Source organism: Pseudacidovorax sp. 1753, from assembly GCF_040544975.1.
In the GTDB taxonomy this organism is placed as follows: domain Bacteria; phylum Pseudomonadota; class Gammaproteobacteria; order Burkholderiales; family Burkholderiaceae_C; genus Xenophilus.
In genome coordinates this window covers 124,284-144,102 of the sequence record NZ_JBEPKY010000004.1, presented here as the reverse complement: position 1 = coordinate 144,102, position 19,819 = coordinate 124,284, and the positions used below count along the sequence as shown (strand labels likewise).

Sequence of the window (19,819 nt, the reverse complement as noted above, 5' to 3'; positions counted from 1 at the left end):
GCCCTCTCACAGGTTTTTTTCATGACTTTTCCTCTCCACGTTTTCCAGGTCAGCGGAATGAGCTGCCAACACTGCGTCCGTGCCGTCACCCAGGCGGTCCAGGATGTCGATCCCGATGCCGAGGTGCGCATCGATCTGCCCGCCGGTCGCGTGGAGGTGCAGAGCGCCGAAGCCCCCGCCGCACTGCAGGACGCGATCCGCGAAGCGGGCTATACCGTCCAGGGCTGACGCCTTTTTCCTCACGGAACCCGGTCCGGCCGTGGCCCCCCGTTCCTCCTCGCCGTCCACAGCGACGGCCCCACCGCTCACCATCGGCCAGGCCGCCGCCCGCTCCGGCGTGTCGGCCCGCATGGTGCGCCACTACGAGACGCTGGGGCTGCTGCCCGCCGTCTCGCGCACCGACGCCGGTTATCGCCTCTACGGCGATGCCGACGTCCATTCCCTGCGTTTCATCAAGCGGGCCCGCGACCTGGGCTTCTCCATCGACGAGATCCAGCAGCTCGTCGGCCTCTGGCATGACCGCAGCCGCCCGAGCGCGGCGGTGAAGCGCATTGCCCGCACCCACCTGGACGACCTGGACCGGCGCATTGCCGAACTCCAGGCCATGCGCGGCACGCTCGCCCACCTGGTCCATGGCTGCCGGGGCGACCATCGGCCCGACTGCCCCATCCTCGAAGACCTGGCAGGAAGCGGCCTACCGCGCTGAACACGCGTCGGATCGCCCAGGCCCGGTGATCCGGCCGGGCAATGTGCCCATCGTGTCTCTCGATCACGCCACACGAACGCTTGCGCGAAGCCGCGGAAAGCCTCCGTTTGTGGAAAAGCGGCCGCCCTACCCCCCGGACGGCGCTCAAGACGCCGTGTTATCCGCTTCTCCCCAGCTGGACTGGATAACTTTGTGGGCAACTCGCGCGTTGTCTTGTAAAGCCACTGCAAGTCCTTGATATCAATGGATTTTCAACAATTTGCACAAATAATCAGCAGTGCATATTTAAGGCGTCCAGAGCCCAATCCCACATTTGCACCCCCCTTGTCAAAGGACAACTGTGGGGATGAATCCGGCACAACTGCCCGGTTATCCACACCCGAGGACGGACGGCCGGCATTTGTCCCCATCGGTGCGACATCCACGAAGCAACCCTGCCCACATGGGCCAAGGAAGGCCAAATGCCTGTCCGGCCGAGGGATTTGTGGGTTTTCCACACGCCGGTGGCTTCCTTATCTATTACGACTATTCAGATATTGAAGATGAAGGAAGGAAAACCGGGACAACGGGCGCCCGCAAAAAAAAGTGGAGATGTCGCGGCGCGCCGATCCGATGGCGCGCCGCAACCGGTCCGATGGAGAACGACCGAAGCGACGCCGGCTGGGGGACGCCGAAACCGCCGTCTGTCCCCATATTCGTTGGACAACTTTGTGGGCAACTGTCGGACTGCCTTGTAAAGCCATCGCAACTCTTTGATTTACAACAAGTATCTTTGGGCTGCTCATTTTTTTGGCAGTGCATAGTTTGAGCCGGTATCGGCGCTTGGCAGCCAGAAAGCAGACGTCCTGTCAAAGAACAACTCTGGGGACGGCTGTGGAACAAGCGCCGTCTTATCCACAGCCAGGGCGCTTCGGCCGAGGTTGTTCGCCCGCCCACAACAGCACGGACGCAGGGTTGCCCACATCCGTCGCTCGGCGCCAAATCCTTGGCAGGCCGGGGAAAACCATGGTTATCCACAGGCCGGGTGCATCCTTATCTATGACGACTAATGTTGAAATAAAAGAAAAGAACAAAGTCAGGACAACTCCTGCGCCGGGCGTCAAAGCGCAATTCACGGTCTTTCCGAAATCGCTGGGTGCCCTGCGTCCGCACCGCTACGATCCGCCCCCATGCCGAATCCACCCCCTGCCGTTGCCACGGCCCCGACCGCGCCATCGGTCGGGGTTCGGCCGCGCATCCTGGTGGCGGAGGACGAGCCGGGCATCGCCGACACGGTGCAGTACGTGCTTCGCAGCGACGGCTTTGCGCCGGTGTGGTGTGCCACCGGTGGCGCAGCCCTGGCGGAATTCGCCGCCGAGCCGCCGGCGCTCGCCATCCTGGACATCGGCCTGCCCGACATGAACGGCTTCGATCTCTTCCGGCGATTGCAGGCCCTGCCGGGCGCGGCGGACGTGCCCATCGTCTTCCTCACGGCGCGTACCGACGAGATCGACCGCGTGGTGGGGCTGGAGCTGGGAGCCGACGACTACATCGCCAAGCCCTTTTCGCCGCGCGAACTGGTGGCCCGGGTGAGGGGCATCCTGCGGCGCAGCCAGCGGGCGGGTCCGGTGCCTTCGATGCCGGTGACGACACTGGCCACGGCGCCGCAGGCACCCGCCCTGCCCTTCGTGGTCGACGACGAACGCCTGCAGATCCGCTACTACGGCCGCGTGCTCGAGCTGTCGCGCTACGAATTCGGCCTGCTGCGCCTGCTGGTGCAGCGCCCGGGCCGCGTGTTCAGCCGCGAGGAGCTGCTCGACCGCGTCTGGGGCGGCGACAGCGAGAGCCTGGACCGCACCGTCGACGCCCACGTCAAGACGGTGCGCGCCAAGCTGCGCGCGGTGGCGCCCGAGGTCGAGGCCATCCGCACCCACCGCGGCACCGGCTACGCGCTGCACGAAGACCTGCCGCCTTCCACGTCCCTCGTTCCATGAGGCGTTCGCCGAGCCGGCGCACCCGCATCTTCCTGGCCGTACTGCTGATCTACGTGGCCGGTATCACCTGGCTACTGTGGCGGGTGGTCGGCGACATCGATCCGCGCTACCGCGAATCGGCCGAGGAAGCGCAGGTGGAGATCGCCCAGCTCATGGCCACGCTGGTCGAGCAGGACGTGATCGCCGGCGCCATCGACACCCGGCGGCTGGAGCCGCTGTTCCGCGCCCTCTATGCGCGCGAGTTCTCGGCCCAGATCTACAACCTGCACAAGCAGAAGGTGGAATTGCGGGTCTACGTCACCGACCGCAGCGGCCGGGTGATCTACGACTCCACCGGCCGCGCCGTGGGCGCCGACTATTCGCGCTGGATCGACGTCAGCCGCACGCTGGCAGGTGGCTATGGCGCCCGCGCCACGCGCGCCGTGGGCGCCGACTATTCGCGCTGGATCGACGTCAGCCGCACGCTGGCAGGTGGCTATGGCGCCCGCGCCACGCGCGACGTGGAGTCCGACCCGCTCAGTTCGGTGCTCTATGTGGGGGCGCCCATCCGCTGGGCGGGCGAGATCGTCGGCATGGTGGGCGTGGGCAAGCCGGTACAGAGCTTCGGCCAGTTCGTGCAGGACGCCCGCCAGCGCGTGATCTGGGTCGGTGCCGGCTCGGCGGCGGCATTGCTGGTGCTGGCGCTGATCGTCTCGGTGTGGCTGGTGCGCCCCTTCGGCCTCACGGCCGATTACATCCGCTGGCTGCGCACCCAGCGTGGCTTCCATCCGCTGCGCATGCTGCGGCGTGCCGCCGCCATGGCGCGCGGCGCCGTGCAGGAGATGGGCGACGCCTTCACCGGCCGCAACTACGTGGCCGACTACGTCCAGACCTTCACCCACGAGATCAAGAGCCCGCTGTCGGCCATCCGCGGCGCCGCCGAGCTGCTGCAGGAAGCCGGCATGCCGCCCGAGGAGCGCGTGCGCTTCCTGGCCAATATCGGCCGCGAGAGCGAGCGCATCCAGCAGCTGGTGGACCGCATGATGGAACTCACGGCCCTGGAGACGCGCCGCGTGCTCGACCAGGTGCAGCCCGTGGCCCTGGGCGCCCTGCTGCGTGAGGCCGCCCAGGGCGTGGCGCCGGCCGCCGCGCGCCGTGGCGTCGTGATCGACGTGCAGGGCCTGCGCGAGGACCTGGGCGAGGTGCATGCCGACGGCGACCCGCTGCTGCTGCGACAGGCCGTGGGCAACCTGCTGGACAACGCCATCGACTTCTCGCCCGAGGGCGGCACCGTGCGGCTCAGCCTGCGGCTGCAGGGCCGGCGCGGCGTGATCGCGGTGCGCGACCAGGGGCCGGGCATCCCTGCCTATGCGCAGGCGCAGGTCTTCCAGAAGTTCTATTCGCTGGCGCGGCCGCACAGCCAGAAGAAGAGCACCGGCCTGGGCCTCGCTTTCGTGCGCGAGATCGCGGCGCTGCACGGTGGCAGCATCGCGCTCGGCAATGCGGAAGGCGGTGGCGCGCAGGCCACGCTGACCTTGCCGCTGATCAGTGGGCAGCTGCGATGAGGCGACCCGGCCGATGTCCGCCAACCCGCACCTTCCCCGCCTGCCGACGATCCACGCCGCCATGACCCCCGACGACCCCCAAGACCTGTGCGCCCACCTGCAACAACTGGAGGTGGAACTGCACCATCCCGGCACGCCCTGCGACGCGGGGCGGCTGGAGGCCCTGCTCCATGCCGATTTCCACGAGGTGGGCCGTTCCGGCCGGCCCTACGACCGCGCCACTGTCGTGCGCTACCTGTCGCAGGTGCTGACGCCGCCGGCGGTGCATTCCAGCGACTTCCGGCTGGAACGGCTGGCGCCGGATCTGGCACTGCTCAGCTATCGCTCGGCGCAGCGGGCGGCCGACGGCGGCCCGTTGTTGCAGACGCTGCGGGTCTCGCTGTGGAAGCGCGAGGGTCTGGCGTGGCAGCTGCGCTATCACCAGGGAACGCCAGCGGCGTCCGCTGACTGAGGGTGGGGGCGCCCCGATTCGGGCCTGCGCCGGCCCGGCATTTGCATGGCCGGAGTCATCCAGGCCCGCGGGCCGCGTTCTCCCCTCTCTCCCATGCGTGCATCCTCTCCCTCTTCGCGGCCGACCATCGTGGCCGGCATTCCCAAGCTGCCGGCACGCAGTGCCGCCATCGTCGTGCCCCTCCTGCTGTCGCTTCTGATGAGCGGCGTCGTGTCGGCCATCAGCACGTTGCGCGGCGCGGGCTGGACGCCCGATTTCCTGCATCTCTGGCTGGGCGCCTGGATGCTGTCCTGGGCGGTGGCCTTTCCGCTGGTCGTGGTGCTGCTACCCACGGTGCGCCGCCTGACCGGGCTGGTGGTCGACCTGCGCTGACGACGCAGCCGCGTGCCATGAAAAAACCCGGCCGAGGCCGGGTTGTCGGGGCAAGCGGCGCGGGGCGCGTCAGCGGAACATATTCAGGATCCGGTTGCGCTCGTCCGGCTGCGCAGGCGCTGCAGGTTGCCCAGGCTGGGCTGGCTGGCCGGGCATGGCCGGGATGACCGGCTGGTTGCCCCACGACGGCGCAGGGCCGGTCGTCGGGGCGCCGCTGTTCACCTCCACCGGCGTGATCGGCGTCAGGGCGGCTTCCACCCCGAGGGATTGCACGCCCTGGCCGTTGGCGTATTCGTCGTACATCCATTCGCCGCTGGCGTTGGTCACGCCCGGCGGCACGTCCAGCTTGGCCACTGGCACGCCCTTGAGCGCGCCCTGCATGTAGCGCGTCCAGGCCGGCAGCGCCAGGCTGCCGCCCGTCTCGCCGCGCACGCCCAGCTGACGCGGCGTGTCGTAGCCGATCCAGGCCACGCCCACGCGGCTCGGCTGGAAGCCGGCGAACCAGGCATCGTGCGAATCGTTGGTGGTGCCCGTCTTGCCGTACAGGTCGTCGCGGCGCAACGTGCCGTAGGCGCGGCGGGCGGTGCCGTTCTTGACCACGCTGTTCAGCAGCGTGTCGATCACGAAGGCATTGCGCGCGGGAATGACGCGGCCGGCCTCGTCGCCGGGTTTGGGCGGGGTGTCCTCCAGCACCTGGTCGCGCGCGTCGGTGATGCGGGCGATCAGCCGCGGCTCCACCTTCAGGCCGCCGTTGGCGAACACCGAGTACGCCGCGGCCATCTGCAGCGGCGTCACCGAGCCGGCGCCCAGGCCCATGGTCAGGTACGCGGGATGCTTGTCGGCCGCGAAGCCGAAATGCGTGATCCATTCCTGCGCATAGGCGGGCGTGATGGCGTCCAGCACGCGGATGGTCACCACGTTCTTCGACTGCTCCAGCGCCTGGCGCAGCGTGATCGGGCCGGCATAGGTGTTGTCGTAATTCTTGGGCTCCCAGGGCGCACCGCCGGTGGCAGCGGCGTCGAAGGACAGCGGCGCGTCGTTGACGATGGTGGCGGGCGTGAAGCCCTTCTCCAGCGCGGCCGAATAGATGAAGGGCTTGAAGCTGGAGCCCGGCTGGCGCCAGGCCTGCGTGGCATGGTTGAACTTGTTCTTGTTGAAGTCGAAGCCGCCCACCAGCGCCTTGACGGCGCCGTCGCGCGGATCCATCGCCACGAAGGCACCTTCGACTTCCGGCAGCTGGGTCACTTCCCAGCTGTTCTGCGGGCCGGTGCGGGCGATGCGCACGATGCTGCCGCGGCGGATGCGCAGCGGCTCGGCCGCCTTCTCCACCAGGCCGCGCTGCACGGCCTGCAGGCCACGGCCGGTGATCTCCACCGAATCGCCGTTGGCACGCACCGCCACCACCTTGCGCGGGCCCGCCTCCAGCACCACGGCGGCCATCATGCCGCCGCTGTCGGGCTTGTCCGAGAGCGCATCGTCCACTGCGTTGTCCACATCGGCACTGTCGGTGGGCAGTTCGACGAAGCCTTCGGGGCCGCGGTAGGGCTGGCGCTGTTCGTAGTCGACGATGGCCTCGTGCAGGCCTTCGTAGGCCGAGCCCTGGTCGTTGCGCGTGATGGTCGTGTAGACCTTGAAGCCCTTGGTGTAGGTGTCGTCGCCGTACTTGGCCACCATCTGCTGGCGCACCATCTCGGCCACGTAGTCGGCATGCAGGCCCGATGGCTCGGCGGCGTCGCGCAGCTTGAGCGGCTCCTGGCGCGCCTTCTCGGCATCGGCCTGGCTCAGGTAGCCGGTCTCGACCATGCGGCTGATCACGTACTGCTGGCGGGCCACCGCGCGGCGCGGGTTGGCGATGGGGTTGTTGCTGCTGGGCGCCTTGGGCAGGCCGGCCAGCATGGCGGCCTCGGCCACCGTGATGTCCTGCAGCGGCTTGCCGAAGTAGGTCTGGGCGGCGGCCGCAAAGCCGTAGGCGCGGTTGCCCAGGTAGATCTGGTTCAGGTAGATCTCCAGGATCTGGTCCTTGGTCAGCTCGTCCTCCAGCCGCCAGGCCAGCAGTGCTTCCTTCAGCTTGCGGCTGAAGGTGCGCTCCGAGCTGAGGAACATGTTGCGCGCCACCTGCTGCGTGATGGTCGACGCGCCCTGCCGCACGCCGCCGTGCAGCGCGTTGGAGACCACCGCCCGCGCCAGGCCGATGGTGTCGAGTCCGCCGTGCTGGTAGAAGCGCGCGTCCTCGGTGGCCAGCACCGCGTCCTTGAGCACCCTGGGGATCTTGTCGATGGGCACCAGCTGGCGGCGTTCCTCGCCGAACTCGCCGATCAGGTCGCCGTCGGCGGTGAACACGCGCAGCGGCAGCTTGGGCTGGTAGTTCTGCAGCGTGCTCACGTCGGGAAGCTGGCGCGACATCAGCGCCGCGGCAATGCCGACGATGGCGGCGCCGCAGACCACCGCGGTGGCACTGCCGATGGCGGTCCACTTGGCGGCTCGGCGCAGGCGGGGATCGGACAGACGGTCTTTGAAGGACATGGGAAAGAAACAGGAAGAGGTCGGCCGGCGGGAGGGAACGCGAGCATGCCCGCCCGCCGGAAGGCCGCCGTAACAAGGCGTTGCCTGCACGCCGGCAGGCGCGCAAGCCTCGCGCTGTCACGGCAGCCACGCTGTCGGACGGCGGCAGCATTCTCGGTGCGGCGGGTGCCACGCCGTCGGCAGGGCCATCGTCGCCGCGGATCTTGAAAGGAGGCTGAAGGGCGCTGCACACGGACTTCACACAGGCTTCACATGGCGCGTGGGGCTTCATCGGCCCTTCCTTCTGGCTTCGGATGCCGCGCGGACAGTCCTTCCCATCGCACACCCCGAGGAAGGAACCGACCATGAATCCGAACTTGTCCTGGCGCCGCCGGCGCAGTCCCGAAGCCCGCGGCTGCGGCCTGTGGGCGTTCACGGCGCTGATGGCGCTGGCCGCCTTTGCGTTGCTGGTGTGCCGGCCTGTCCTTGCACAGGAGGCTGGCAACGATGCCACCGCGAGTCCCTATCTGGTGGTGCAAAGCGACACCCCCGGCACCGACCGCCTGCCCCTCAAGCGCACCGACGTCGACGTGCGCATCGCCGGTGTCATCGCCGACGTGCGGGTGACGCAGACCTACCGCAACGAAGGCGAGCGCACGCTGGAGGCGCGCTACGTCTTTCCCGGCTCCACGCGCGCCGCCGTCGGTGGAATGAACGTGCGCATCGCCGAACGGCTGATCACCGCGCAGATCCGCGAGAAGCAGCAGGCGCGGCTGGAATACCAGGAAGCGAAGCAGGCCGGCCAGACGGCTGCGCTGCTCGAGGCCGAGCGGCCCAACGTCTTCCAGATGAACGTGGCCAACATCCGGCCGGGCGACGAGGTGCGTGTGGAACTGCGCTACAGCGAGCTGCTGCTGCCGCAGTCGGGCCGCTACCAGTTCGTCTACCCCACCGTGGTGGGCCCGCGCTACGTGGGCACCGGTGGTGGCGGGGGACCGTGGAGCGCCCAGCCCACGCTGCCCGCCGGCACGGCCAGTGCCGCGGCCTTCTCGCTCAAGCTGAGCCTCGATGCGCCGCTGCCGCTGGCGGACATCCGTTCGTCCAGCCATGCGCTGGCCATCCGACCCGGGCCCGACGACCGGCATGCCGCCCTCACCTTGCGCGAGGATGGCCGGCCGCTGGCCAACCGCGACTTCGTGCTCGACTTCGCCCTCGCCGGTGAGCGCATCCAGTCGGGCCTGATGCTCTATCCGGGCAGCGGGCCGGATGCGGAGAACTTCTTCCTCGCGATGGTCGAGCCGCCGCGCGCCGTGGCCGCCGAGCGCATCGTGCCGCGCGACTACCTCTTCGTGGTGGACATCTCCGGCTCCATGCACGGCTTTGCGCTGGACACGGCGCGCGCCCTGCTCGACCGGCTGATCGGCGGCCTGCGGCCCAGCGACACCTTCAACGTGATGCTGTTCGCCGGCAGCAACCGCATGCTGTCGCCCAGGCCGGTGCCGGCGACACGGCCCAACATCGAGCGGGCGCTCAGGACGCTCACTGACATCCAGGGGGGCGGCAGCACCGAGCTCATCCCGGCGCTGCGCCAGGCCTATGCCCAGCCCAAGGCCGAGGGCGTTTCGCGCAGCATCGTGGTGGTGACCGACGGCTATGTCACCGTGGAGCGCGAGGCCTTCGCGCTGGTGCGCGAGCATCTGGACCAGGCCAACCTGTTCGCCTTCGGCATCGGCTCCTCGGTCAACCGGCACCTGATCGAGGGTCTGGCTCGCGCCGGCCGTGGCGAGCCCTTCGTCATCACCGATGAACGGCAGGCGCCCGAACAGGCAGCACGCTTTCGCCGCATGGTGGAGTCGCCGGTGCTCACCGGCCTGAAGGCGCGCTTCGACGGCCTGGAGGTGTACGACGTGGAACCGGCCCGGCTGCCCGACGTGCTGGGCGAGCGGCCCGTGGTGCTGTTCGGCAAGTGGCGCGGCACGCCGCGCGGCCAGCTGGTGGTGGAAGGCCGCAGCGCCGAAGGCCCGTGGCGCCAGGTGCTGCCGGTGGACGCAGGCAGCCTGGCCCCTCAGGCCACGGCCTTGCGCGCCCTGTGGGCCCGCGACCGCATCGCGGCGCTGGACGACCAGGAGGGCCTGGAAGGCAGCGGCCAGCAGCGCGAGGCCATCACCGCGCTGGGGCTCAAGTACAGCCTGCTCACCGCCTACACCAGCTTCATCGCCGTCGACCAGGTGGTGCGCGGCACGGGCGATGCCGGCACGACGGTCGACCAGCCGCAACCCTTGCCCGAAGGCGTGAGCGAACTCGCGCTGGGCATGCCGGTGCCCGCCACGCCCGAGCCCGAGACGCTGGGTGCCGTGGCCGTGGCGCTGGGCATGCTCGCCATGCTGCGCCGCCGGCTGCGTCGGCACGACGCGCGGCGCATGACCGCCTGATCGAGGGAGCAACGCCAATGAACCTCGTCGATTGGGCGGGCCGCCATCCCCGCAGCCTGGAGGCGGCGATCCGTCTCGACCGCCTGCCGCCTGTGCTGTGGCTGCTGGCCACCGCCCTGGTGCTCTGGCCCACCTGGGGCTGGATGGGCGCCCGCATGCTGGACCGTTCGGACGATCCGCTGGGCCTGCTGGCACTGGGTGCGCTGGGCCTGTTCGCCTGGCAGGGTCGGCGGTCGCTGCGTGCCTCGCCGCGGCTGGGGCTGCTGTCCGTGGCGGCGTTCGGCGTGCTGGCCTCTTCGCTGCTGCGGGCCGGCGTTGCGCTGCCGCCGCTGGCCACCGGCCTGCTGGCCGTGCTGGCCCTGGCCTGCGTGCTGCTCGCCTTTCTGCCCAATGGGCAGCCTGCCCTGCCGGTGCTGGGCCTGGCGGTGCTCGCCCTGCCCCTGCTGTCCTCGCTGCAGTTCTATGCGGGCTATCCGCTGCGGCTGGTCACGGCCGAGGCGGCGCGCTGGCTGCTGGCGCCGTTCTTCGTCGTCGAGCGTGCCGGCAGCAGCCTGTGGGTCGATGGCCGGCTGGTGATCGTGGATGCGCCCTGCTCCGGCGTGCAGATGGTGTGGATGGGCTACTTCACGGCCTGCGTGGTGGCGCTGTTCATGACGCGGATGGACGACCGCGCCTTCCTGCGCCGGCTGCCCGTGGTCGGACTGGTGGTGCTCGGCGGCAATGTGCTGCGCAATGCCCTGCTGGTGGGCCTGGAGGGCGCCGGCCATGCGCCCGGGCCGCTGCTGCACCAGGCGCTGGGGCTGGCGCTGCTCGCCGTGGTGTGCGGTGCCATCGGGCGGCGGATGCTGCGCGCGGCACCGCAGGGCCTTGCCCTCGGAGAGGATCGCCATGCGCTGGCCTGATGTCTTCGCGCCTTCGCCATGGCGCAACCACTTCGCGCACCGGGTGCTGCACAAGCTGGCGTTCGCGCTCGTGCTGGTGGTGAGCCTGGTGGCCAGCCTCTGGCCGCTGGCGCAGGACGGTGTCGTGCCGTCTTCGTCCCATGCGGCCTCGCCCGAATGGCCCGCCACCTGGGACGGCGTGCCGTTGAGGCCGCAGGCGCTGGGCGAGGTGGAAGCCCGCTTCGTCCGCCACTTTCCCGGCCACATCGCCCGCTTCACCGGCGGCCGGCAGGTGCTGGTGATGCGGCAGGTCGAGCGTCCCACGCGCCTGTTGCATCCGGCCGAGGACTGCTGGCGCGCGCTGGGCTACCGCATCCTCCAGGCCCGGCTCGAACACGATGCGCGCGGTCGGCTGTGGCGCTGCTTCCACGCCGAGCGCGCGGGGAGCAGCACCCAGCGCGTGTGCGAGCGCATTGAGGATGCCGCCGGCCGATCTTTCACCGACACTTCCGCCTGGTACTGGGCCAGCTGGCGCGCGAGCGCCGCCGGTCCCTGGACGGCGGTGACCGTGGTCTCGCCGCCATGAACGACACGACAGACAACGGGACGCGATGTGAACAAGGGGCTGCGTTTGCTGCTGTGGGGCCTGCTGGCCCTGCTGCTGACGGCAGCGGTGGCGGCCGTGGCGGTGGTGCGCATCGCGCTCGCGCCGGCGAAGGACGAATGGGCGGTGGACTGGCGCGTCGGCCCCTTCACGGTGCCGGTGGGCGTGCCCACGGTGCTGCGGCTGGCCACCTCGTCCTGGATCGCGCCGCGACTGGACGGCCGCCGGCTGCAGACGGCCCAGGGCCCCATCGACCTGCACTGGGACGCCCCGCGTACGCAACTCGGCCTGCGCTGCGCGCCCTGTCGCCTCGGGCTCGCGGCGATGGGCTCGCAGCCGCTTCAGCTGACCGAGCTGCGCCTGACAGCACGGCGCGACGTGGATGTGCTGCGCGGCGAGCTCGACGCGGTGCCAGCCAGCGCGAGTACCGAAAGCCTGCACGGCCGCTGGCAGGGCCGGCTCACGCAGCGTGACCTGCACATCGATGCCAGCTTCGACGAGGCACCCATCGCGCGCTGGTATGCCGTGCTGGCCACGGGCCTGCCCGAGCTGGAGCGCGCCCGCATCGGCGGCACGGCGTCGGGCCGCCTGCAAGTGCAGCTGCCCTCGGGCACGCTGGGGCTGCAGCCGCGCATCAGCGGCTTCACCGTGGAGGGCCTGGGCACCGAGGCGCTGCTGAATGCGCGCAGCCAGTGCGGGCCTTCCGCCCAGCTCAAGGCCGACAGCTGGCTGGCCCGCGCGGTGATCGCGGCGGAGGACCAGCGCTTCTTCCAGCATCCCGGCTTCGACCTGATCGAGCTGCAGGCCGCCTTCGACCGCAACCAGCACAAGGGTGCGGTCGAGCGCGGCGGCAGCACGCTCACCCAGCAGTTGGCCAAGGTGCTGGTGACCGGCAGCGAGCGCAGCCTGCAGCGCAAGCTGCGCGAATTGCTCTACGCGGTGGACATGGAGCAGCAGCTGGGCAAGGCGCGCATCCTGCAGCTGTACCTGGACCATGCGCCCTGGGGCCGGGTCTGCGGCGCCGAGGCGGCAGCGCGCTTCTATTTCGGCCGCCCGGCGGCGCGGCTGGAGCCGGCCCAGGCGGTCTGGCTGGCGGCCATGCTGCATGCGCCCAGCGCCGCCGCCGAGCGCTGGCAGCGTGAGGGCAGCCTGGACCCGCAGCGCGTGCAGTGGGTGGCCGAGGGCATCCGCGGCATCAGCCGCGGCCAGCGCGAGGCCCTGCTGCGCAATGTGACGCAGGCGCGCTACCCCTGGCCGGGCAACCTGCCGCCCTCCCCGCCCGCGCGCTGAATGCCACGGCTGGGGGCCGCCCCCCGCGCCAGGCGGGGCGACGTAGGAACAATCCCACAGGCTGCCTGGCCTCATTGTTTCCTGATCGTGAACAGCGCGTTCGGCAACGACCAGGGTTTTCCCTAGCTCAACGGTCCACAATTCATCTCACGGGCCAGCGATTGAACGCAGACCCGAAGCCGGTGAGGCAGGTGCCCCGCCCGCTCTGTTCAACGCTCTGCTTAGGAGAAAAATCATGACCAAGACCTCGAAGATCATCGCCCTCGCCGCTCTGTCGTTCGCCGCTGTTGCCGGCGCCAGCGCCGAGGAATACCAAGGCGTCATCGCCCCCGTGTCGGCCTTCAGCCGCGCCGAAGTGAACGCCCAGGCTGTGCAGGCCGCTCGCGCCGAGCAGAACCTGGAATACGTCGGCCAGCAGGTCGCCGTGGCCCCGGCCGCTCCCCGCAGCCGTGCCGCCGTGCAGGCCGAAGCCGTCGCCGCTGCCCACAGCCCGACCTGGAACCTGGACTCCAAGGCCTTCGTGAACAGCACCATCCCGGCCCAGTACACCCAGGGCAGCCTGTCCGTCTACCGCAAGGCCGGCCTGTAATCAGGCCGCCACGCCACGCCGTGCGATTCCTGAGGGATCGGCCGCGCGTGGCGAACCCCGGCAGAACGGGATGGAGGCGGACCGGGCCTGACACCGGGTTCGTCTTCGTCCCCTCAGGCGGGCACCGCCTGTGAAAGAGGTCCGGGATGGGGCCTGGGAGGCGCCTGACTGCAGCCGGCACGTGAAAGCGTGCCGGCTTTTTCGTTGTGGGCAAGGCCTCGGTGAGCAGCCGGCGGGGCCGGCGGCAGGAAGCGGCAGGCGCGGGGCGCACGACAATGCCGACCGACCCCTTTCCTCCCCTCCTTCTCACGGCACCCCTCATGAAAGTCCTGTTCCTCGGCTACGGCAACATGGGCCGCGCCCTCGGCGAGGCCTGGCGCGACAGCGGTCGCATCCAGACCCTGATGGCCATCGATCCCGCGCCTCTGCCTGAAGGCGCTGCGCCGGTACCCGGCCGGCATGCCAGCGTGCAGTCGCTGCAATCGGCGGGCGATGCGGCGGGCGGTGTCGACCTGGTGGTCGTGGCCGTCAAGCCGGCCATGGCGGCCGACGCCTTGCGCGCCCTGCCCGCCGACTGGCTGGCCCAGGCCGTGGTGGTGAGCGTGGCCGCCGGTGTCACCGTCGCCACGCTCGAAGCAGCCCTGCCCCTGGGCACGCCGGTCATCCGCGTCATGCCCAACACACCGGCCATGCTGCGCGCCGGTTGCACCGGCCTTTACGCCGCGCCCGGCGTGGACGAGGCCCGGCGCGAGCAGGTCGGCGCCCTGTTCGCCACCGTGGGCAGCGCGCATTGGGTGGACCAGGAATCGCACATCGACCTCGTCACCGCCATCAGCGGCAGCGGTCCGGCCTACTACCACCTGTTCAGCGAGGCGCTGGCGCAGGCCGGCATGGCGCTCGGCCTGTCGCCCGAACTGGCCCGTGCCCTGGCGGCCGACACGGCCTGGGGCGCCGCCGCGCTGCAGCACCAGCCGGACGCCGACTTCGCGGCCCTGCGGCGCGCCGTCACTTCGCCCAACGGCACCACGGCGGCGGCCATCGCCGTGTTCGAAGAGGGGGAGGCGCTGCGAGTGCTGGTGAAGAAGGCGGCCCAGGCGGCGCACCGGCGCGCCGTCGAACTCTCGGCGGGCGGCTGAGCGTACGTCTGCGCTGCGGCTCGCGACTCCTGCGGCTCTCGTCAAGCGGCATGCGGCCGGCCCGCAGGCCGCGGGCTGAACGCAAGCGCTGGAAGCTCAGATCGCGCGCCGCGCCAGAAAGTCCAGCACCGCGGTGTTGAACGCGCGCGGCTGTTCGAAATAGGCCGAGTGCCCCGCATCGGCCACCACCACCAGTTCGCTGCCGGCCACGCGCTCATGGAACTCGCGGGCCACGGCCAGCGGGACGATCGGATCCTGGTCGCCCACCACGAACAGCGTGGGGCAGGCCAGCGATTCCAGCGCCGTCAGTGGAATCAGCCGGTCCGGCGCCATCAGCCCCTGCAGTGCCGCACCCCAGTCGCTGGCGGGAATCGAATGGGCGCTGGGGTTGAAGTGGTTGATCTGGGCGTAGAGCGCGGCCTTCTCGGGTTCGTTGTCGAGGAACCAGCGGCCCAGGGAACGTTGCTCGATGCTCACCGCCTTCTGCGACAGCTGGCGCGTGGCCAGGATGTCCAGCAGCACGGGATGGTCCACCGCCATCGACGTGTCGCAGGCCGCGAAGGCTGCCACCCGCCCGGGATGCGAGAGGGCGAGCTTCAGCCCGATCATGCCGCCGAGCGACTGGCCCACCAGCCTCACACGGTCGATGCCCTCGTGGTCGAGGATGGCGATCACGTCGTCCACGAACAGCCCAAGGTCGAATTCCGCCAGCGGCGCGGCCGAGCGGCCGAAGCAGCGGATGTCCATTGTCAGGCAGCTGTATCGGGACGTGAACGCGGGCAGCTGTTGCCACCAGGTGGCGGCATTGGAGCCGGCGCCATGGCAGAACAGCATGGCCGGGCCGTCGCCCTGGCGTTCGTAGTAGATGGCGCGGCCGTGGGAAGTGACGAAGGGCATGGTCGGAAAGGCGAAGGGAGGAGGCTCAGTTGGCCTTGAGGTTCAGGCTGCGGACCAGCTGGCCCCAGCGTTCGGTATCGCTGCGCACCAGCTGCGCGTACTGTTCCGGCGTGGTGGACAGCGCGGTCATGCCCTCGAACTCCAGCTGCTTGCGTGTGGTCGGGTCGGCCTGCGCGGCCGCGAGTGCGGCATGCAACCGGCGCACGATCGGCGCGGGCGTGCCCTTGGGCGCGGACAGACCGATCCAGGCGCTGATCGTCAGCTGCGGATAACCCAGTTCGGCGAAGGTGGGCACTTGCGGCGCCAGCGGGCTGCGCTGCGCGCTGGAGACCGCCAGCACCTTGAGCTTGCCCGCCTGCACCGGAGCCAGCGCGCTGTTCAACGGAATCACGGTCAGCGGCACCACGCCCGCCAGCACGTCCTGCAGGGCGGGTGCGCCGCCCTTGTAGGGCACATGCGTCAGCTTCACGCCCGTGGCGCGCTGCAGCTGCTCCATCACCAGGTGGCCGGTGCTGCCGGCACCCGAGCTGGCGTAGTCGAACTTGCCGGGCTCGCGCCTGGCCTGCTGCAGGAGGTCGGCGAAGTCCTTGACGCCGGCGTCGGGCCGCACCACCAGCCACTGCGCACCTTCGCCGATGGTGCCGATGTGCTCGAAGTCGCGCACGATGTCGAAGCCGATGCCGTCGTACATGGACTGGGCGATGGTGTTGAGCATGCCGGTGGCCACCAGCGTGTAGCCGTCCGGCGGCGCCGCGGCGGCCATCTGCGTGCCGACGATGTTGCCGGCACTGGCCTTGTTGTCGATCACCACCGGCTGCTTCAGCACCTGGCTCATGTGCTGGGCCAGCGGTCGGATGGTGCGGTCATAGGGGCCCCCGGCCGGGGCCGGCACGATGATGCGGATGGGGCGGCTGGGCCAGTCGGCGCTGCCCTGGGCCTGCGCCGTGGTGGCCGTGGCGAGCAGGGCGCCCAGCGTGGCGAGCGCGCGCCGGCGATCGAAGGAATGCATGGTCATGTCTCCTGGGATGGCGCGTGAACGCGCTCGTGTGTCTGCGGATCGAGCCGGCATCTTCATCGTCCCAGCGATCAGTGACCAATTAAATCGGGTGGCTGGTCATTAGACTTTGCGATGGCATGACCCCTCCACCTCCGGCTTCCACCCTGCTCAATCGCCTGCTTTCCCGCGGCAAGTTCCGCCATGTGCAGGTGTTGCTCCAGCTGGCCGAACTGGGCAGCGTGCAGCGCACGGCCGATGCCATCGGCATGACGCAGTCCGCCGTCACCCAGACGCTGGCCTATCTGGAACGGCTTCTCGACGTGCGCCTGTTCGAGCGCCACGCCCGCGGCGTGCGGCCCACGCCCGCCTGCACCGACCTGCTGCCCGTGGCCCGTCAGCTGATGCTGGGCATGGCCGACGTGGCGGGCGCGGTGGATGCGCGGCGGCGCCAGGGCCTGGGCTTCGTGCGGGTGCTCGCGTCGGTCTCCGCCATCCACGGCGTGCTGGTGGATGCGTTGCCCGCGTTCGCGCAGGCGCAGCCGGCCATCCGGGTGCAGCTGGCCGAGGCTGAGGGCGAGGACCAGTTGCTGGCCATCGCCCGTGCCGAGGTCGATCTGGTGGTCTGCCGCCGGCCGGGCGCCATGCCCCAGGGCTGGGAATTCCACGCGCTGCGCGAAGACCGTTTTGCCGTCGTCTGTGGTGCGGACCATCCGCTGCTGACGAATCCGCCCAGCTTCGGGACGTCGACCGTGGCCGATCTGCCCGCCGAACAGGCCTGGTCAGCGCTGGCGGCCCATCGTTGGCTGCTGCTGCCTGCCGGCGTGGCCGCGCGGGGGCATTTCGACGCGCTGTGCGAGCGCTTCGGCCGCACGCCGCCGATCTATCCGGTCAGCACCCGCTCGCTGCCGCTCATGGGCTGGCTGTTGCGCCACCAGCCGCTGCTGGCACTGCTGCCGTTGAACCTGGCGCGGCCCTGGCTGGCCACCGGTGAGCTGCGCGAGCTGCCGCTGGCCGACATGGCCGCCATCGAGCCCATCGGCCTCCTGCAGCCACAGTCGGGCATGGGTGAGGCGGCCTCGGCGCTCAGCGACTTCCTGCGCGGGCGCGTGGACGGCTGAGCGATCGCAGCCTGCCTCTCAGCCTGCCGCCTGCGCCACCAGCCACTGCCGGAACAAGGCCAGCGCCGGCCGCGCATCGTCCACCGCCGGCTCCACCAGGTAGTGGCTGCGTTCGCCGCGCAGCGGACGCGGGCAGGCGATGGCCAGTTCGCCGCGGGCCAGTTCGGCTTCGATCAGCAGCGGCGGCAGCAGCGCGATGCCCAGCCCGTGCGCTGCCGCCACCGCCAGCATCGAGAAGAGCTCGTAGCGCGGCCCGGCGCCGCCGCGCGGGTTGTCCACGCCCTGCGCCTCGAACCACTGCCGCCAGCCGTCGGGCCGGGTGCTCTGCTGCAGCAGCGGCAGGCGCGCCACCTGCGCGGGCGTGAGGGCGGTGCGGCCCTCCATCAGCGCGGGACAGCACACCGGCACCACCTCCTCGTGCCGCAGCAGCGTGTGGCGCGTGCCGGCCCAGGTCGCGGCCTGCTGCGGCGTGCCGGTGTAGAGCGCGGCATCGAAGGGCGTGTCGTTGAAGAGGAAGGGCCGCGTCTGCGTCTCGATGTGGACGGTGATGTCCGGATGCGCCTTCGCCAGCAGCGGCAGCCGCGGGATCAGCCAGCGCGTGGCCAGCGTTGGCACCGCCGCCAGCTGCAGCGAACCGCCCGCGCCCTGGCGGGCCATGGCGTCGAGGGTGTCGCGCTCCATGGCGTCGAGCTGGCGGCGGATCTGCCGCGCATAGTCGGCACCGGCCGCCGTGAGCTGCACGCCGTGGCGGGTGCGGCGGAACAGCGCGAGGCCCATGAAGGCCTCCAGCGCGCCGATCTGGCGCGAGACGGCGCTTTGCGTCAGAGCCAGCTCTTCGGCGGCGCGGGTGTAGCTCTCGTGCCGGGCCGCGGCCTCGAAGCAGGCCAGCGCCTGGGTGGAGGGGATCTTGCGTCGCATGGTCCAGTTCAACGGTGAAGGTATGCCGTCGCTACATAGTTGATGACGGCTCTCCGCACAGCTGAGCCGCGGCACATTGTCGCGAGATATGAGGGACGCGCATGCCTGGGTGCCGATTTCTCGTTTGCGCCGCCGCTGGCGCCGGGCGTACGATGCCGCGCATCCCCCGCAACCTGCAGCCGCTCACGCGCACGGAGACCGCACGCCATGGCCACCAAAGCCGCCTTCCACTGGGACGATCCCTTCCTCCTCGACCAGCAACTGACCGACGACGAACGCGCAGTGCGCGAGGCGGCCAATGCCTACTGCCAGGACAAGCTGGCGCCGCGCGTGCTCGAGATGTTCCGCGGCGAGAAGACCGACCTGTCGATCTTCCGCGAGATGGGCGAGCTGGGCCTGCTGGGCCCGACCATCCCCGAGCAGTACGGCGGCCCCGGCCTCAACTACGTCTGCTACGGCCTGATCGCCCGCGAAGTGGAGCGCGTCGATTCCGGCTACCGCTCCATGGCCAGCGTGCAGTCCTCGCTGGTGATGGTGCCCATCTACGAATTCGGCACCGAGGCGCAGAAGCAGAAGTACCTGCCCAAGCTGGCCAGCGGCGAGTTCATCGGCTGCTTCGGCCTGACCGAGCCCGACCACGGCTCCGACCCCGGCAGCATGGCCACCCGCGCCTACAAGACCGACGGCGGCTACCGCCTCAAGGGCAACAAGATGTGGATCACCAACTCGCCGGTGGCCGACGTCTTCGTCGTCTGGGCGAAGGAAGTGAGCGAAGGCGGCGCCGTCGGCCCGATCCGAGGCTTCGTGCTCGAGAAGGGCATGAAGGGCCTGTCGGCCCCGGCCATCCACGGCAAGGTCGGCCTGCGTGCCTCCATCACCGGCGAGATCGTCATGGACGACGTCTTCGTGCCCGAGGAGAACGCCTTCCCCGAGGTGCAGGGCCTCAAGGGCCCCTTCACCTGCCTGAACAGCGCCCGCTACGGCATCAGCTGGGGCGCCATCGGCGCGGCGGAGGACTGCTTCCACCGCGCCCGCCAGTACGTGCTGGACCGCAAGCAGTTCGGCCGGCCGCTCGCCGCCAACCAGCTGATCCAGAAGAAGCTGGCCGACATGCAGACCGAGATCACGCTGGGCCTGCAGGGCAGCCTGCGCCTGGGCCGCATGAAGGACGAGGGCATCGCCGCGGTCGAGATCACCTCGATCATGAAGCGCAACAACTGCGGCAAGTCGCTGGACATCGCCCGCCTGGCGCGCGACATGATGGGTGGCAACGGCATCAGCGACGAGTTCGGCGTGGCGCGCCACCTGGTGAACCTGGAGGTGGTCAACACCTACGAGGGCACGCACGACGTGCACGCGCTCATCCTCGGCCGCGCGATCACGGGTATTGCAGCATTCAGCAACTGAGC

Annotated in this window: 18 protein-coding genes; 14 read left to right on the top strand and 4 right to left on the bottom strand. The window is 70.1% G+C overall.

Annotated elements, in window-relative coordinates; genetic code table 11:
- The first annotated feature begins 21 nt into the window (after positions 1–21).
- The 6 genes from ABIC63_RS06440 (at position 22) to ABIC63_RS06415 (ending at position 5,046) form a co-directional block, all read left to right on the top strand.
- Positions 22–228 (top strand): heavy-metal-associated domain-containing protein, encoded by a 207-nt coding sequence (locus ABIC63_RS06440; RefSeq protein WP_294366188.1) that lies wholly within the window; start codon positions 22–24, stop codon positions 226–228.
- A 31-nt stretch (positions 229–259) separates the two neighbouring features.
- Positions 260–706 carry a Cu(I)-responsive transcriptional regulator gene (cueR, locus tag ABIC63_RS06435; protein ID WP_294366190.1) on the top strand — a complete coding sequence of 149 codons (447 nt, stop codon included), beginning with the start codon at positions 260–262 and terminating at the stop codon, positions 704–706.
- Between the two features lie 1,169 nt (positions 707–1,875).
- Positions 1,876–2,679 (top strand): two-component system response regulator CreB, encoded by an 804-nt coding sequence (creB, locus tag ABIC63_RS06430; protein WP_294366192.1) that lies wholly within the window; start codon positions 1,876–1,878, stop codon positions 2,677–2,679.
- The gene (creC, locus tag ABIC63_RS06425; protein ID WP_354319125.1) at positions 2,676–4,223 is read left to right on the top strand and encodes a two-component system sensor histidine kinase CreC; all 1,548 of its coding nucleotides are present in this window, start codon (positions 2,676–2,678) and stop codon (positions 4,221–4,223) included. Before creB ends, creC begins: the two co-directional genes overlap by 4 nt.
- 61 nt (positions 4,224–4,284) lie before the next feature.
- A complete protein-coding gene (locus ABIC63_RS06420; protein ID WP_294366195.1) occupies positions 4,285–4,674 on the top strand; it encodes a nuclear transport factor 2 family protein in 390 nt (129 codons plus the stop codon).
- Between the two features lie 93 nt (positions 4,675–4,767).
- Positions 4,768–5,046, top strand: a complete 279-nt coding sequence (locus tag ABIC63_RS06415; protein ID WP_043118541.1) for a DUF2798 domain-containing protein — start codon at positions 4,768–4,770, stop codon at positions 5,044–5,046.
- 69 nt (positions 5,047–5,115) lie between these two features.
- Here the strand turns inward: ABIC63_RS06415 and ABIC63_RS06410 are convergent, their stop codons facing one another.
- A complete protein-coding gene (locus tag ABIC63_RS06410; protein ID WP_354319124.1) occupies positions 5,116–7,569 on the bottom strand; it encodes a penicillin-binding protein 1A in 2,454 nt (817 codons plus the stop codon).
- A gap of 344 nt (positions 7,570–7,913) precedes the next feature.
- Between ABIC63_RS06410 and ABIC63_RS06405 the strand changes: the two genes are divergently transcribed.
- The 6 genes from ABIC63_RS06405 (at position 7,914) to proC (ending at position 14,480) form a co-directional block, all read left to right on the top strand.
- Entirely contained in the window at positions 7,914–9,980 is a 2,067-nt protein-coding gene (locus ABIC63_RS06405) for a VIT and vWA domain-containing protein (protein WP_354319123.1), read from the top strand.
- Between the two features lie 17 nt (positions 9,981–9,997).
- A complete protein-coding gene (gene xrtQa / locus ABIC63_RS06400; protein ID WP_354319122.1) occupies positions 9,998–10,882 on the top strand; it encodes an exosortase Q in 885 nt (294 codons plus the stop codon).
- A complete protein-coding gene (xrtQb, locus tag ABIC63_RS06395; RefSeq protein ID WP_354319121.1) occupies positions 10,869–11,447 on the top strand; it encodes an exosortase Q subunit 2 in 579 nt (192 codons plus the stop codon). Before xrtQa ends, xrtQb begins: the two co-directional genes overlap by 14 nt.
- A gap of 27 nt (positions 11,448–11,474) precedes the next feature.
- Complete coding sequence (locus ABIC63_RS06390) at positions 11,475–12,755, top strand: biosynthetic peptidoglycan transglycosylase (protein WP_294366208.1); 1,281 nt, start codon at positions 11,475–11,477, stop codon at positions 12,753–12,755.
- Between the two features lie 235 nt (positions 12,756–12,990).
- Positions 12,991–13,344: an alpha/beta hydrolase gene (locus tag ABIC63_RS06385; RefSeq protein ID WP_114801753.1), complete on the top strand. Its 354-nt coding sequence runs from the start codon at positions 12,991–12,993 to the stop codon at positions 13,342–13,344.
- A gap of 320 nt (positions 13,345–13,664) precedes the next feature.
- On the top strand, positions 13,665–14,480 hold the full coding sequence (gene proC, locus ABIC63_RS06380) for a pyrroline-5-carboxylate reductase (protein WP_354319119.1): 816 nt from the start codon (positions 13,665–13,667) through the stop codon (positions 14,478–14,480).
- A gap of 96 nt (positions 14,481–14,576) precedes the next feature.
- Here the strand turns inward: proC and ABIC63_RS06375 are convergent, their stop codons facing one another.
- Both ABIC63_RS06375 and ABIC63_RS06370 read right to left on the bottom strand, forming a co-directional pair.
- A complete protein-coding gene (locus ABIC63_RS06375) occupies positions 14,577–15,377 on the bottom strand; it encodes an alpha/beta fold hydrolase (protein ID WP_354319117.1) in 801 nt (266 codons plus the stop codon).
- A 25-nt stretch (positions 15,378–15,402) separates the two neighbouring features.
- A complete protein-coding gene (locus tag ABIC63_RS06370; RefSeq protein WP_354319116.1) occupies positions 15,403–16,386 on the bottom strand; it encodes a Bug family tripartite tricarboxylate transporter substrate binding protein in 984 nt (327 codons plus the stop codon).
- Positions 16,387–16,511: 125 nt separating this feature from the next.
- On the opposite strand from ABIC63_RS06370, the gene ABIC63_RS06365 reads away from it, so the two are divergent.
- Positions 16,512–17,492 (top strand): LysR family transcriptional regulator, encoded by a 981-nt coding sequence (locus ABIC63_RS06365; protein WP_354319115.1) that lies wholly within the window; start codon positions 16,512–16,514, stop codon positions 17,490–17,492.
- Positions 17,493–17,510: 18 nt separating this feature from the next.
- Here the strand turns inward: ABIC63_RS06365 and ABIC63_RS06360 are convergent, their stop codons facing one another.
- On the bottom strand, positions 17,511–18,410 hold the full coding sequence (locus tag ABIC63_RS06360) for a LysR substrate-binding domain-containing protein (protein WP_354319114.1): 900 nt from the start codon (positions 18,408–18,410) through the stop codon (positions 17,511–17,513).
- 207 nt (positions 18,411–18,617) lie between these two features.
- Between ABIC63_RS06360 and ABIC63_RS06355 the strand changes: the two genes are divergently transcribed.
- A complete protein-coding gene (locus tag ABIC63_RS06355; RefSeq protein ID WP_294366222.1) occupies positions 18,618–19,817 on the top strand; it encodes an acyl-CoA dehydrogenase in 1,200 nt (399 codons plus the stop codon).
- Positions 19,818–19,819: the final 2 nt, after the last annotated feature.